This window comes from Bradyrhizobium sp. 172 (assembly GCF_023101065.1).
GTDB classification, from domain to species: Bacteria; Pseudomonadota; Alphaproteobacteria; order Rhizobiales; family Xanthobacteraceae; genus Bradyrhizobium; species Bradyrhizobium canariense_D.
In genome coordinates, this window is record NZ_CP064701.1 from 6,519,574 (window position 1) to 6,533,543 (window position 13,970).

The following is a 13,970-nucleotide window of genomic DNA, read 5'->3' on the forward strand; positions in this document are numbered from 1 at the left end:
CGATGCTCTCAATGGGACCAGGGCTGAGTACCGCTTAGGCCTTCCAACGTGACGCTCGGCAAATCTTCCCACAAATATCGAATCCGCGATGATCAACCCGGCGTGGCCTGCACCTGACGACGCCTTTCGAGCTCGTCCATAGTTCAAGGTTATCTAGAACGGCGAAGTCATTGTTGGGTTACCTGACGGGAGCTTGGCTCTTTGACCAGGTTAACGGGCTGCCGATTGATCTCGTTTCCAATCTTCTCAGCCGCCGCGGCACCGACAACTCCCGGGAAGCAGCCCCATTACGATGGTGACAGCGGCAGAGCTCGGCTGGATAGACAAAGCCAATTCGCACCGACTCGCCAGAGCATTCCAGCCATGGGCGATCGATTGCGTCGCCAAGGCACCTCCTATCCACACATTTAAGTAAGCTTGATTGATTCGCTTGATCACTCGTGGCCACCGACGAGCAGCCTCCCAACTGGGGGGTCGCTATGCGCGCACACTCGAGCGGACCTGAGCTGCGCCTTCCGCAGACGATTGATACCCAAAGCCAACTGCCTTGGTGAAGCGCCTCCCGCCCTGCTCGTCTTGCGGCTGGCTCCTGGCAAACGAATACGGGTTCGACATATTCACGCGATAAGCTCGGAGGGGGATTGAATCATACGTAGCGTCGGATTGTAGAGTGCACAGCTAGGGAGCACCAATGTTCGGCCGCTTCCAGCGGAGCAGGCCGACCGCTTGCGATGAGAGGTCTTCTGCCAAAGCGGCTGAGGATCGCGCTCAGCCGAAGAACGCACCTTCTGTCCTGTCCACGCAATCGCCGGCCCCATGAAGACAAGATCGCCCACATGTAAGAAGGACCAATCCAGCCTTGGAGGCTACGAAATACGTTTGCGGGCACTGAGTTCCAAACCAGCCGCCGCGAGATCGATGCGGTATCCCGGAGCGGTCATGTGAGAGGACCCGATGGATCCAACAGGGTCTTGCTCGTCGATCACTGTGAGGGCCAATGCCGGGCGATTGTTGGTTTCAAGAATGGCGATCCGGGAGCCGCGTATATGTGCGGCGACCCCGTTGTGACGGGGCCTCGCCAAAAGCTGTCATCGTGGTGCGCTTATCACCATTCCCGAATGCACGTCATGCCATGGTCGGACGGACGCAGCCTCGTTGAACGAAAGTAGACTAGATGAACAACCGTAATCCGAGACGAGTCCGCGCAAGTGCTAGGCATGGGCAGCGGTCATCGCGGGAGCAAGAGAGCTGCCGATAGATCCGCGAGCTGGGTCTGCTCGAGGTGCAGGCCTGACGATTGCCCAAGAGCCGAACGCCGATCCGGCAATGAGGCCCATCAGGACCTGACGAGCGATTATGGAGAAGCTCATGTGAGCGCCTTGGAAGAGATGATGTGGAAGTTTATACCCGCGAGGGACTGAAGATTGATCTCGGCACCATGATTGAGGGAAACACCGCGTTCGAACCCGATAATCCGGCGATTCATTTCGAGACGCGCCTCTAAAGCTTACGCTGCTTTCGGCGCATTCGAGCGGGGGCACTTGGTTTAATGACCCGGCTCGACCTCTCCACTCTCGACGAGCAGCTCATCCGACTTCCTTCTGCCGAGGGGCTGCAAATCAAGTGTGATAGTTGAGGTAGAACGCAGTTGATCCGTCAGCTCAGGCTGCTATCCGCAGAATGCTTGCTCAAGAACCGGACTTTGCCGACAAGAGAAGGGGCGCTCGGGACCAGCAAACCGCCAGTTTCAATGGCAGCGGCACGTGCTCGAGGCGGCTTAGCTTAGCATTACAGTTGCTTTTTTGATTTGAAGTGGGCGCGTTGAGCGGCAGCCTGGTGAGCTCTGCGCCAGAAGGACCATGCGATGATGTGTGCGGGTTGAATCCGCTTCCGCGCAAGTCTGATAGCAATGCGGCGGATTTCCTGGATTGACCAACGGATCAGTGGTGGGGTGGTTATGTTTTGGCTTTTGCCGGGGGGCGCCGTTTCGTTTTTTTGGGCGGTGGCGGATTAGCGCGATGTCGGATCGCGGCCATCATGGCGAAGGCGAGCATCACCAAGGACACATGACGGTGCCAGCCATGCCAGGATCTGCTCTCGTTGTGATCGAGCCCGAACTCGTTTTTCGCCGTTTCAAAGCTGTCCTCGATCGCCCATCGATGGCCTTCGACCGCGACCAGCGTTTCAATGGCTGTTCCCGCTGGGCACCAGGTGGTGAAGAAGGCGAGGTCATCATCGGCAATGCGACGACGGATCAGTAGACCGCGTGTCCACAAACCGTCATTTGCACTGTTGGACTGCTCGGCCTCGAGATCCGCCAATTCGAGATAACACCAATCGTGCAGCCGCGGTCCTTTGGTTCCGGCTCCCGCCGACAGGCGCTTCCAGTCGGATGAGCGCCGCGTCCGGGCGAGGTCTGCAGCCGTACCGGCGACCGGCGGTCGCTTGCCCCAGGATCGAAACACATGAGCGCTGCTGACCCCAAGCACGTAGCCTTTGCCTGCCCGACGTAGTTGCTGTTCGATGTTGCCAACACCGTAGACGGTATCACCGGCAACCCACTTGAATGGTACAGACCCGGCTATCGCGCGTGCGATCATTCTCGTCGCAAGCTTTGGTTTGGTCGCAAAGCCGACATCGGCAGGCACATATGTGGCTTCCAGACGATCTGGATCGTCGGTCCATTCCTTCGGAAGATACAACGCGCGATCGATGAACGCATGGCCATGACGCGAAACGTAGGCAGCGAAGACGCCGATCTGGCAGTTCGTGATCTTTCCTGCCGAACCAGTGTATTGCCGCGCCACTCCGCATGACGCTTTGCCCTGTTTGAGAAAACCGGTCTCGTCGATCACGAGCACCGCATCGTCATCCGCCAAATGCTCGATGACATAGTCGTGCACGATATCGCGCAGGGCATCAGCGTCCCAGTCTCCACGACCCAGAATCGCCTGCTGCCGCCATGGGCCGGGATCGCCAGCCGCCTCCGCGCGCATCCAACCGGTCTTGCGCTGCTCATCTCCGAGCAGACCTTCCAGGAACAGACCTGCATTCGTCGCAACACGCTCTTGCGTGAACAACGGACGTATCCGTTGCTTGATCTCTCGAAGCGACGCCGCCCACAACGCAAGCGTCGCCTCAACCGACGCGGCCCGCGCCCACGACATTCGAATCATGGTTGCCCATGGATTCAGAAGCCCGCAACAAAAGCAACTGTAATGTTAGGGTTCAGACTCAATTGATCCAATAAGCGACGAGAGCGGCGAGGTGGACGGCGGCCAAGAAGTTTCTGGCAAGTTTGTCGTAGCGAGTAGCAACACGCCTGAAATCCTTGAGCCGGCAGAAACAGCGCTCGATAACATTGCGCCCTTTATAGAGGCGCTTGCTGAAGCTGTGGAGGGTTACCCGGTTGGATTTGTTTGGAATGACGGGTTTCGCGCCGCGATTGACGATTTCGGCGCGAAAGCCGTCGCCATCGTAGCCTTTGTCCCCAATGAGGGAAGACATGGGCGGCGCGAGCTTCAAAAGGGCCGGCCCTGCGGCAATGTCTGCGGCTTGTCCCGGAGTGAGATGAAATGCGCAAGGTTTGCAATCAGGGTCGCTCAGCGCGTGGATTTTCGTGGTCCGCCCACCGCGCGAGCGGCCGATCGCCTGTTCACACTCCCCCCTTTTCCGCCGCTCGCCGAGCGATGCGCTTTGATCGAGGTGGAGTCGATCGACAAAGCCGCTCGGTCCTTGCCGCAGCGGGCGAGCGCTTCAAAGATCGCCTGCCAATGTCCGCGCTTAGCCCAGCGATTGAACCGATTGTAGATCGTCGTGTAAGGGCCATAGTCGGACGGGCAATCGCGCCAGCGTGCGCCGCACTGGAGCATGTGAATGATACCGCTGATAATGCGTCGATCGTCTTGGCGCGCCGGGCCGGTCTGGTTTGTTGGCAGATGCGGCTCTATCTGAGCCCACTGCTTGTCGTTGAGCCAGAACAGTCCTTTGCGCATCGAAGTCCCCCGTGCCGAATCAACTTGGCACCAGGGAATCAGAACTCGCTAATTAGGTACAGACCCTAACATTACAGTTGCCCTTTCTGAGGATTTCTGAATCCATGGGCAACCATGATTCGAAGATCATGGACGCAGGCAGCGTCGATTGAAGAGACGCTTGCGCTGTGGGCGGCGTCGCTTCGTGAGATCAAGAAACGGATACGTCCGTTGTTCAATCAAGATCGTGTTGCGAGGAATGCAGGCTTGTTTCTGGAAGGTCTGCTCGGAGATGAGCAACGCAAGACTGGTTGGATGCGCGCGGAGGCAGCTGGCGATCCCGGTCCTTGGCGGCAACAGGCGATCCTGGGTCGCAGGGATTGGGATGCTGATGGTCTGCGCGATATCGTGCGCGATTATGTCATCGAGCATTTGGCGGATGACGATGCGGTGCTCGTGATCGACGAGACCGGCTTTCTCAAGCAAGGCAAGGCGTCTTGCGGGGTGGCGCGGCAATACACTGGTTCCGCCGGCAAGATCACGAACTGCCAGATCGGCGTCTTCGCCGCCTACGTGTCGCGCCACGGTCATGCGTTCATCGATCGCGCGCTGTATCTTCCGAAGGAATGGACCGACGATCCGGATCGTCTGGAAACCGCATATGTGCGTGCCGATGTCGGCTTTGCGACCAAACCAAAGCTTGCGACGAGCATGATCGCACGCGCGATAGCCACGTCTGTCCCATTCAAGTGGGTTGCGGGTGATACAGTCTACGGCGTTGGCGATATCGAACAGCAACTACGTCGCGCAGGCAAAGGCTATGTACTCGGGGTCAGCAGCGCTCATGTATTTCATTCCTGGGGCAAGCGGCGATCAGTCTCTGGCGCCGCCGCGGACATCGCCTCGACGCGGCGTTCGTCCGACTGGAAACGCCTGTCGGCAGGGGACGGAACCAAAGGACCACGGCTGCATGATTGGTGTTATCTCGAACTGGCCGATCTGGTCGGAGAATCAAACGACGAAAATCCTGGCGTTTGGACACGCGGTCTGCTGATCCGTCGTCGTATCGCCGATGGCGATCTCGCCTTCTTCACCACCTGGTGTCCAGCGGGAACATCCATCGAAACGCTGGTCGCGGTCGAAGGCCATCGGTGGGCGATCGAGGACAGCTTTGAAACCGCGAAAAACGAATTCGGGCTCGATCACAACGAGAGCAGATCCTGGCATGGCTGGCATCGCCACGTGTCTATGGTGATGCTCGCCTTCGCCATGATGGCGGTGATCCGACATCATGCCAATCCGCCGCCGCCAAAAAAAACCAAACGTCGAACCACAGCAAAAACCAAAGCATAGCCACGCCGTCGTTGATCCGATGGTCAATCCAGGAAGTCCGGCGCATCGCCGTCAGGCTCGCTCGAAAGCGGATCCAACCCGCGCACATCATCGCATGGTCACTCTGGCGCAGAGCTCACCAAGCGATCGCTCAGCGCGCGCATTTCAAAGCAAAAAGCCAACTGTAATGCTAATTCACCCACAAGCGGGCTTTGCCTGGTCATACTACGGCCGGCCCGAAGACATGCTTGCGAGCGCGGAAAACACCCCCGGCGGAATGGTCGCCGAACCGAGCACTGACCTTGTGAGCCATATCGTCCGCCCGCTAAACGCACCATTGTTGTTGATTCCTTGGCCACTCGCGAGCAATGAACCGCCAGATGCCTTTCGCTACTGAATTCGCCCTTCGGGGGCGCAGGGCACACTAATCGTCGCGATAACCCCCTTGAGGTCCCATATAGCACTGGCCTCATTCATCCAGCGTTTTTCTGTGAACTCAAACAGCACGGAGGCAGTATGCGCGCCTTCACTTTTGCTTGCCAGATCACCAACTTGATTGTCCAGAAATGATCGACGATGATAAGTACTGCGCGACAGAGAACGAATTTCAATGCTTTGTTTGGCCGGCTTGCTCGCGGTTGCACTGGATGAACAGCAAGATTGGAAAACTCATAGGCAAGGACACGAAATGAGGGAAACTCGCTGGCTCAACGTGCGAGTTGACCACGAACGGAGTGGAACGCTTCTCGGCCAAACGGGTCTGCTTACCTCCCATCCGCGCCGCAATTTCATTGGTCGCGCCCACGCCGAGAAACGCCTGACGAAGGCCGAACGGAATCTTCCGGACTACAAACTTTCGTATAGTCCTTCAAAACCCTTTCGATGTGGAAGGTTACCTCCGTACAGTTGAGCGCTTGATGCAATGCCTATACAGAATCCAGAACTCGGCCGTTCGAGAGCGTGACGCTTCCGCATTTCGAAGAGGCCAGACGCGATTGACGTCGTCGATCGGGGACCGACATTAGCCTGCGCAGAGCAACGATTTGTCAAACCAAGAGAGCAAACGGCGGGTCGCTCTAATCACCGGCGTGACTGGACAGGACGGCGCCTATCTGGCCGAATATCTGCTGTCGCTCGGCTATGTCGTGCACGGCATCAAGCGGCGCTCGTCCTCGTTCAACACTGCGCGGGTCGACCATCTCTACCAGGACCCGCATCTCGGGGACGTGCCGTTCCTGATGCACTACGGCGACATGACGGACTCGACCAATCTGATCCAGCTGGTGCAGCAGATCCGGCCGACCGAGATCTACAATCTGGCCGCCCAAAGCCACGTCGCGGTCAGCTTCGAGAGTCCCGAATACACCGCCAATGCCGATGGGATCGGCGTGCTGCGGCTGCTGGAAGCGATTCGCATCCTCGGCATGGTGAAGGAGACGCGGTTCTACCAGGCCTCGACCTCCGAGCTCTACGGCCTCGTCCGGGAGATCCCGCAGAAGGAGACCACGCCGTTCTATCCGCGCTCGCCCTACGGCGTGGCAAAACTCTACGGCTACTGGATCACGGTGAACTACCGCGAAGCCTATGGCATGTTCGCCAGCAACGGCATCCTGTTCAACCACGAGAGCCCGATCCGCGGCGAGACATTTGTGACCCGCAAGATCACGCGCGCTGTCGCCCGTATCGAGGTCGCGCTGGAGGAGACGCTCTATCTCGGCAATCTCGAAGCCAAGCGCGACTGGGGCCACGCGCGCGATTACGTCGAGGGCATGCACAAGATCCTGCAAGCCGACAAGCCCGACGATTTCGTGCTCGCCACCGGCGAGATGCACTCGGTGCGCGAGATGGTCGAGCTATCGTTCGCCCAGCTCGGCCGCCGCATTGCATGGCGTGGAGCAGGGGTCGAGGAGACCGGCGTCGATGAGACGAGCGGCAAGACGGTGGTGAAGATCGATCCGACCTATTTCCGCCCCACCGAGGTCGATCTCCTCGTCGGCGACGCCAGCAAGGCGCATCAGGTGCTCGGCTGGAAGCCGAAGCACACGTTCGCCCAGCTCGTCGAGGAGATGATGGCAAGCGATCTGGCGGAAGCAAAACGGGAGGCGGCCCATGGCAAGCGCACCGTTTGAGCTGAACGGCAAAAGCGTCTACGTCGCCGGCCATCGCGGTATGGTCGGCAGCGCGATTGCGCGCCGGCTCGCGCGGGAGGACGTGCAGCTCGTCACGGTCGACCGGCGCGAGGTCGATCTCTGCAACCAGACGGCCGTGTTCGAATGGTTCGCGAAAACGCGGCCGCAGGTGATCTTCCTCGCCGCCGCAAAAGTCGGCGGCATCGTCGCCAACGACACGCTGCGGGCCGAGTTCATCTACCACAACATCACGATTGCTGCGAACGTGATCCAGGCCGCGCATCAAAACGGCGCCGAAAAGCTGATGTTTTTGGGCTCGTCCTGCATCTATCCGAAGCTAGCCCCACAGCCGCTGCGCGAGGTCTCGGTGCTATCAGGCCCGCTGGAGCCGACCAACGAGCCCTATGCGATCGCCAAGATCGCCGGCATCAAGATGGCGGAAGCCTATCGCGGCCAGTATGGCAGCGACTTCATCAGCGTGATGCCCACCAATCTCTACGGCCCCGGCGACAATTATCATCCCGAATTGAGCCATGTCGTTGCCGCGCTGATCCGCCGCTTCCACGAGGCGAAGGTCGCGGGCGCAAAGAGTGTCGCCGTGTGGGGCACCGGCACGCCACGGCGCGAGTTCCTTTATGTTGACGACATGGCGGATGCCTGCGTGCACCTGATGAAGAGCTATTCGGGACCGGAGCTGATCAATATCGGCACAGGCGAGGACATCACCATCGCCGAGTTCGCCCGTGTCGTCGCCGAGGTCGTTGGCTACAGCGGCGAGATTGCCTTCGACACGTCGCGCCCCGATGGCACTCCGCGCAAGCTGCTCGACGTCAGCCGTCTCGCAAGCCTCGGCTGGCGCGCGAGGACATGGCTTGTAGATGGAATGCGCCAGACCTACCGGGCCTTCTTGGCCGTATCGGGTACATCGGACAAAACGAGAGCCTCATGCAGCTGCTAACTGCTGACGGCGCTCATTGTGCGATTGCCAGACAGTTGCTTTAGGAATCTCCCGGCGAATTCGACAGGGCTCCACGTTTTCTTGGAGTTCGAGCACCTCCGGGTGCCGCGTGCCCGATGGAGGGCAGGCACGGCTAGACTGGCGGATAACTAAAGCGAGCGAATTGGTCAGGCGCGCCTTGCGGGACGCTCTGTTTTGAACTTGAGGTAAACTGACTAAATGTGCGGAATTGTCGGCATCTTGGGGCGCGGTCCGGTGGCGGATCGTCTGATCGATTCACTGAAGCGACTGGAATATCGTGGCTATGACTCAGCGGGCATCGGAACGCTCAAAGGAAACCATATCGAGCTTCGACGCGCCGAGGGCAAGCTGAGGAACCTTGAGACACGCGTTCGCTGCCATCCGCTCTCAGGCCATGTCGGGATTGGGCACACGCGCTGGGCTACTCACGGCAAGCCGACGGAGCACAATGCTCATCCCCATGCAACGGACAATGTTGCAGTCGTCCATAACGGCATAATTGAGAACTTCCGCGAGCTGCGAGCGGAGCTAAAACAGCATGGCGCCTGTTTCGCCTCTGAAACAGACACCGAGGTGGTGACGCATCTCATCGACTTTTATCTGAAAGATGGCTGCTCGCCGCAGGAGGCAGTAAAAGCGTCGCTGCCGCGGCTAATCGGCGCGTTTGCGCTTGCAATCCTGTTCAAGGGTCAACACGACCTCATGATCGGTGCGCGCAAGGGCTCACCACTCGCGATCGGACATGGAGAAGGCGAAATGTATCTCGGATCGGATGCTATCGCGCTCGCGCCCCTTACCGGCTTGATCACCTACCTTGAGGACGGCGATTGGGCTGTGCTCAACCGCAACTTCAGCGTGGTCTACGACGCACAAGGCACAGTTGTCCGCCGGGAGGTGATGAAATCTGGCGCGTCGTCGGTTCTCGTCGACAAAGCAAACTACCGCCACTTCATGGCGAAGGAAATCCACGAACAGCCAGAGGTGATCGGGCAGACGCTGGCGCGTTACGTCGATATCGCCACCGAGAGCGTGGCACTGCCGCAGGAGCTTCCGTTCGACTTCAACGAGATCGGACATATCTCGATCACGGCTTGCGGTACGGCAGGCTACGCCGGCCATGTCGGCAAGTACTGGTTCGAGCGGCTGGCTCGTATTCCGGTCGAGCTCGATGTCGCCTCCGAATTTCGGTATCGTGAGGCGCCGATGCGCAAGGGAGATCTTGCTATCTTCATCTCGCAGTCCGGCGAGACGGCCGATACGCTGGCCGCGCTCCGCTATGCCAAATCGCAAGGCCTGCATACCCTCTCTGTCGTGAACGTACTGAGTTCGACCATTGCGCGCGAAAGCGGGACAGTGTTGCAGACGCTCGCCGGACCTGAGATCGGCGTTGCCTCGACCAAGGCGTTCACATGCCAGCTGGTCGTCCTTGCGGCGCTTGCGGTCGCTGCTGGCAAGGCGCGCGGTGAATTGCCGGATAGCGACGAGGTCGATCTCGTGCGAGCGCTGATCGAAATCCCACGGCTTGTTACCGCGGCGCTTGCCAGCGAGCCGCAGATCGAGAAGCTCGCACGCGACATCGCCAAATCGCGTGACGTGCTATATCTTGGTCGCGGCACGTCGTTTCCATTGGCCCTGGAGGGGGCACTGAAGCTGAAGGAGATCTCCTATATTCACGCGGAGGGCTATGCGGCCGGAGAGCTCAAGCACGGCCCGATCGCCTTGATCGACGAGAGCGTTCCCGTAATCGTCATTGCTCCCTGCGACCGGGTGTTCGAAAAGACCATCTCGAACATGCAGGAGGTCGCCGCACGCGGCGGCAAGATTACCTTGATAACGGACGCTCGGGGAGCCGCAGAGGTATCCATGGATTCACTCGCGACGATTGTGATGCCGGAGATGGATACGACGTTCACGTCCATTGTTTATGCGATTCCGGTGCAGCTTCTGGCCTACCACACGGCCATCCTGATGGGCACGGACGTCGACCAACCCCGAAATCTCGCGAAATCGGTAACTGTCGAGTAAGGCAAGGTGATGCGACCTGGACATCGTGGTCAGATTCCGAATGCGCACAAGCCTCGGTCACATCGAATTACGATGTGCCGCCCAGCTCCTGGCCCGATGCCACCGCATGGTTTCGCGGCGGTTCATAGCCCTCGCTTACGGAGGCGAGCCTCATGTGCAAAATTTACGGCCAATCAGGTTGCGAGGCTGGCGTGGCCTTGCCTCCGGCAAGCAAGCAGTCGCGCAGGGCTTATCACGACATTCCGATTGCTTGGACCTGGTCATAATTCGTGACAAACATCCAGGTTTCTAATACGACGTGGAAGCCAGATGAAGCTGTTCGATTAAGCCCATTATCGCTGAGGAGGCCCGCTGTGATCCTCCCCCTCAGCGCGGGTTTTGGACCGCATTAGGACCGCAGCGCCCCTCGAAGTACGAGGCGCGCCTCGCTTCGAAGGACAACGTGGCACTTGCCCGAGCATGGCGATCGGCGCTATCGGACGGGCTCGATCACCAGCACGCTCACCAAATCTTTTCCGTAAACCTCAGGTTAACTTGAGCAACTCGAGGCCAAATCGCTGGACATCGGGTGAGATGCTAACGCACCTCGGCTCCAATCGCAGGCTCGCGAGCTGTTCTAGCAGACATCTCACGGCAGCTCTTCCCTGCCGCTCTATCCCATGCATCTCGTCCTTGCTTTTCATTGCATGTCGGTGCGCTCAATGAGGAATTCGGCCACGCCACAGACAACAACCTTTCCACCGAGAATTGCCCGAGGTTTCAATAGGTTGAGAGTCACTCCTGCGACGCGAGCGGAATAACGCCCGAAAAACTGTGCGAGTTTGCGGCAATTGCCGAAAATATGCCGGAAACGTCAGGCGCTTACGGGTTGGTCGATAGTGCCCTTATGGCAGATTCGCGGCCATGAAACTGCACTCGGCTGGCGTGAGATTTTCTCCAGAACCGGCCATTTCAAACCGAGAGGAAACTCGCCATGTCACCAGCGTCCATCGCGCAAGCGTCAAAGGCCAAACAGCGCATTGGCGCCATCTTACGTGCGACGAGCGGCAACTTCCTCGAGCAGTTCGACTTCTTCTTGTTCGGGTTCTACGCCAGTGCCATCGGAAACGCGTTCTTTCCATCAGGAAGCGAAACCGCTTCACTGCTTAACACCTTCGGTGTGTTCTGGCTGGGGGCGTTGATGCGACCTGTTGGCGCGATTGTGCTTGGAGCCTATATTGACCAGATTGGCCGTCGGCAAGGCCTGATCATCACGCTTTCGATTATGGCTATTGGCACCGTCATCATCGCCTTTTGTCCCGGCTATGCAACGATCGGCATTGCCGCACCCGCGATCGTGCTGTTCGGACGGCTGTTGCAGGGCTTTTCTGCGGGCGTTGAGGTTGGCGGCGTTTCCGTCTACCTCTCCGAGATTGCCACCCCGGGTAACCGCGGCTTTTACACATCGTTTCAGTCTTCGAGCCAGCAGGTTGCGATCTTTGTCGCGGCTCTTATCGGATATTTTTTGAGCGAAGCACTTCCGGCCGAAATGGTTGCCGCCTGGGGCTGGCGGATCCCATTCTTCCTTGGCTGCTTGATCGTTCCGCTTATCTTCTTCCTGCGCCGGACGCTGGAGGAAACTCCGGAGTTTCTGGTCATGAAGACCCACCCAACGGCCCGCGAGGTCTTTGCCTCCACAGTTGCGAACTGGCGCATTGTCATTCTTGGCATGATGATCGCAATGCTGACGACCACGACCTTCTATTTCGTCACAGTGTACACGCCTACGTTCGGCAAGCACGTATTGCAGCTGTCCTCGCAGAACACGCTCTTGGTGACGCTTTTGGTCGCCGTGACGAACTTCATCTGGAACCCAATTGGCGGCGCGATCTCTGATAGAATCGGTCGGAAGCCGGTCTTGCTGACCATTGCCGGCCTTGCCTTGGTGACTGTATATCCGGCGTTGTCCTGGCTTGTGACCGACCCAAGCTTTGGCAAGATGGTGGCAGTGGAGATGATGTTCTCGTTCTATTTTGGCACCTACAGCGGCGCCATGTTGGGCGCTTTGGTCGAAATCGTGCCGAAGCACGTTCGCACAACCTGCTTTTCTTTAGCCTTCGCACTCGCCGCAGCTCTCTTTGGTACCTTTACGCCGCTGGCATCGACTTGGCTGATCGATCGGACCGACGACAAGGCTTCGCCGGGTTTCTGGTTGATGTTTGCAGCTTTGCTCGGCATTATCGCCGCGCTCAGGATTTATCCAGGAAACACCAACAGAGTTGCGAAGCTGTCGCGACCCGAGGGGTCTAACGGGGCCGTAAGCGCGCAATTTACCACACGTTAGCAGCGCGCCCACGGGGGACCTTCACGTCCAAGACTGAACTGAGCGGGGTGCGTGGCGGTCCTTGCGGTGATCTCGGTAGTCCGCGTGCCACTCGGCGGGCCGCGGGCCACTGCGGAATTCATGCAGCCTCAAGACGTGCCCGTTAAGTTTGCATGGCAGCGCACGTGGAGCTCGCGCGAGGGATGTATCTCCCTCGCGCGAGCTCTGCTCGTTTTTCACCTAACCGAAAAGTGCGAGTCGCGCCGCTCGACCACACAACGCATCGAGCGTTGCGTTAGTGCTCAGCCATTCCGACTCAGCATCAGCGACGGCTCGTCCCGATACGGCGTAAGCGCGAAGCCGATACCCTTGCTTCAGAATTCGAATGAACGTGCGAAAGAAGCCTCCGGCTTGGACGGAGGTTTGGGATGGGATTGGACAGCAAAAAGGACGTCCATTTGGACGGCTCAACGAGGGGGTCGGTGAGCCGGCTGGAGGTTCTTGAAGGACCATCGGGGCGCCGCGTACGTTCGGAAGCCGAGAGAGCTCGGATCGTCGCCGAGAGTCTGTTACCCGGTGCCCAGGTGTCCGAGGTGGCGCGCAAGCACGGAGCGACGCGCTGGCAGATCTACGATTGGCGGCGGCGGTTTCGACAGCGAGGCATGTTGCCGCCGCGCGAGGCATCGCAGCCGACATTCGCGCCGCTGGTCGTGGAAGGTGCGTTGGAGGAGCGTCAGGTTCCGGCGATCAAGCTCGAGATCGCGATCGGCGATGTCGTGCTGCGGACGGACACAGCCATAGATGGCGAGCAGCTGTCCCGTGTGATCCGCGCGATGCGAGCGTCACGATGATCGCGGCCGGTGCCGATCTGAAGATTTACATCGCGACGCGGCCGATCGACTTCCGCTGTGGCCACGATGGGCTTGCGGCGAAGGTGCAGGAGATGCTTCGTCTCGACCCGTTCAGCGGCGCAGCCTTCGTGTTCCGATCGAAACGAGCGGACCGGATCAAGATTTTGGTCTGGGATCGAACGGGTCTGGTGTTGGTGCACAAGCGTCTTGAAGGTTGCAAGTTCGTTTGGCCAACGATCGCAGACGGCGTGATACGGATATCGCCGGCGATGTTCGCAGCCCTGTTCGAGGGGCTGGATTGGAGGTTGGTCCGCCCGGAAGAAGCGCGGCGTCCCCAGGCGGCTGGATAACTGCGGCAGAATGACTCGGAAGCTATTT

The 13,970-nt window shown here is 59.0% G+C and carries 9 protein-coding genes and 1 pseudogene; 7 read left to right on the forward strand and 3 right to left on the reverse strand.

The window, feature by feature from the left end:
* Positions 1-1,955: 1,955 nt before the first annotated feature.
* From IVB07_RS31095 to IVB07_RS31105, 3 genes and pseudogenes are all read right to left on the reverse strand, one after another.
* Complete coding sequence (locus tag IVB07_RS31095; RefSeq protein ID WP_247285483.1) at positions 1,956-3,176, reverse strand: IS701 family transposase; 1,221 nt, start codon at positions 3,174-3,176, stop codon at positions 1,956-1,958.
* Between the two features lie 58 nt (positions 3,177-3,234).
* Entirely contained in the window at positions 3,235-3,744 is a 510-nt protein-coding gene (locus IVB07_RS31100; protein ID WP_245286348.1) for an IS5 family transposase, read from the reverse strand.
* A pseudogene (locus tag IVB07_RS31105) lies at positions 3,684-3,995 on the reverse strand (IS5 family transposase); the annotation flags it as partial. The gene IVB07_RS31100 and the pseudogene IVB07_RS31105, both read right to left, overlap by 61 nt.
* Positions 3,996-4,109: 114 nt before the next feature.
* On the opposite strand from IVB07_RS31105, the gene IVB07_RS31110 reads away from it, so the two are divergent.
* The 7 genes from IVB07_RS31110 to tnpB all read left to right on the forward strand — a co-directional run bounded on the left by IVB07_RS31110 (position 4,110) and on the right by tnpB (position 13,942).
* On the forward strand, positions 4,110-5,327 hold the full coding sequence (locus IVB07_RS31110; protein ID WP_247766832.1) for an IS701 family transposase: 1,218 nt from the start codon (positions 4,110-4,112) through the stop codon (positions 5,325-5,327).
* A 1,022-nt stretch (positions 5,328-6,349) separates the two neighbouring features.
* Positions 6,350-7,435, forward strand: coding sequence for a GDP-mannose 4,6-dehydratase (gene gmd, locus IVB07_RS31115; RefSeq protein WP_018455490.1), 1,086 nt, complete (start codon positions 6,350-6,352; stop codon positions 7,433-7,435).
* Positions 7,416-8,393, forward strand: a complete 978-nt coding sequence (locus tag IVB07_RS31120; protein WP_276578204.1) for a GDP-L-fucose synthase — start codon at positions 7,416-7,418, stop codon at positions 8,391-8,393. Before gmd ends, IVB07_RS31120 begins: the two co-directional genes overlap by 20 nt.
* Positions 8,394-8,612: 219 nt before the next feature.
* Entirely contained in the window at positions 8,613-10,439 is a 1,827-nt protein-coding gene (glmS, locus tag IVB07_RS31125) for a glutamine--fructose-6-phosphate transaminase (isomerizing) (RefSeq protein WP_018455488.1), read from the forward strand.
* Positions 10,440-11,412: 973 nt separating this feature from the next.
* Positions 11,413-12,762, forward strand: coding sequence for an MFS transporter (locus tag IVB07_RS31130; protein WP_018455486.1), 1,350 nt, complete (start codon positions 11,413-11,415; stop codon positions 12,760-12,762).
* 461 nt (positions 12,763-13,223) lie between these two features.
* Positions 13,224-13,592 (forward strand): transposase, encoded by a 369-nt coding sequence (locus IVB07_RS31135; RefSeq protein ID WP_247294210.1) that lies wholly within the window; start codon positions 13,224-13,226, stop codon positions 13,590-13,592.
* Positions 13,589-13,942, forward strand: coding sequence for an IS66 family insertion sequence element accessory protein TnpB (gene tnpB / locus IVB07_RS31140; RefSeq protein WP_007601228.1), 354 nt, complete (start codon positions 13,589-13,591; stop codon positions 13,940-13,942). The genes IVB07_RS31135 and tnpB overlap by 4 nt, the downstream gene beginning before the upstream one ends.
* Positions 13,943-13,970 lie beyond the last annotated feature (28 nt).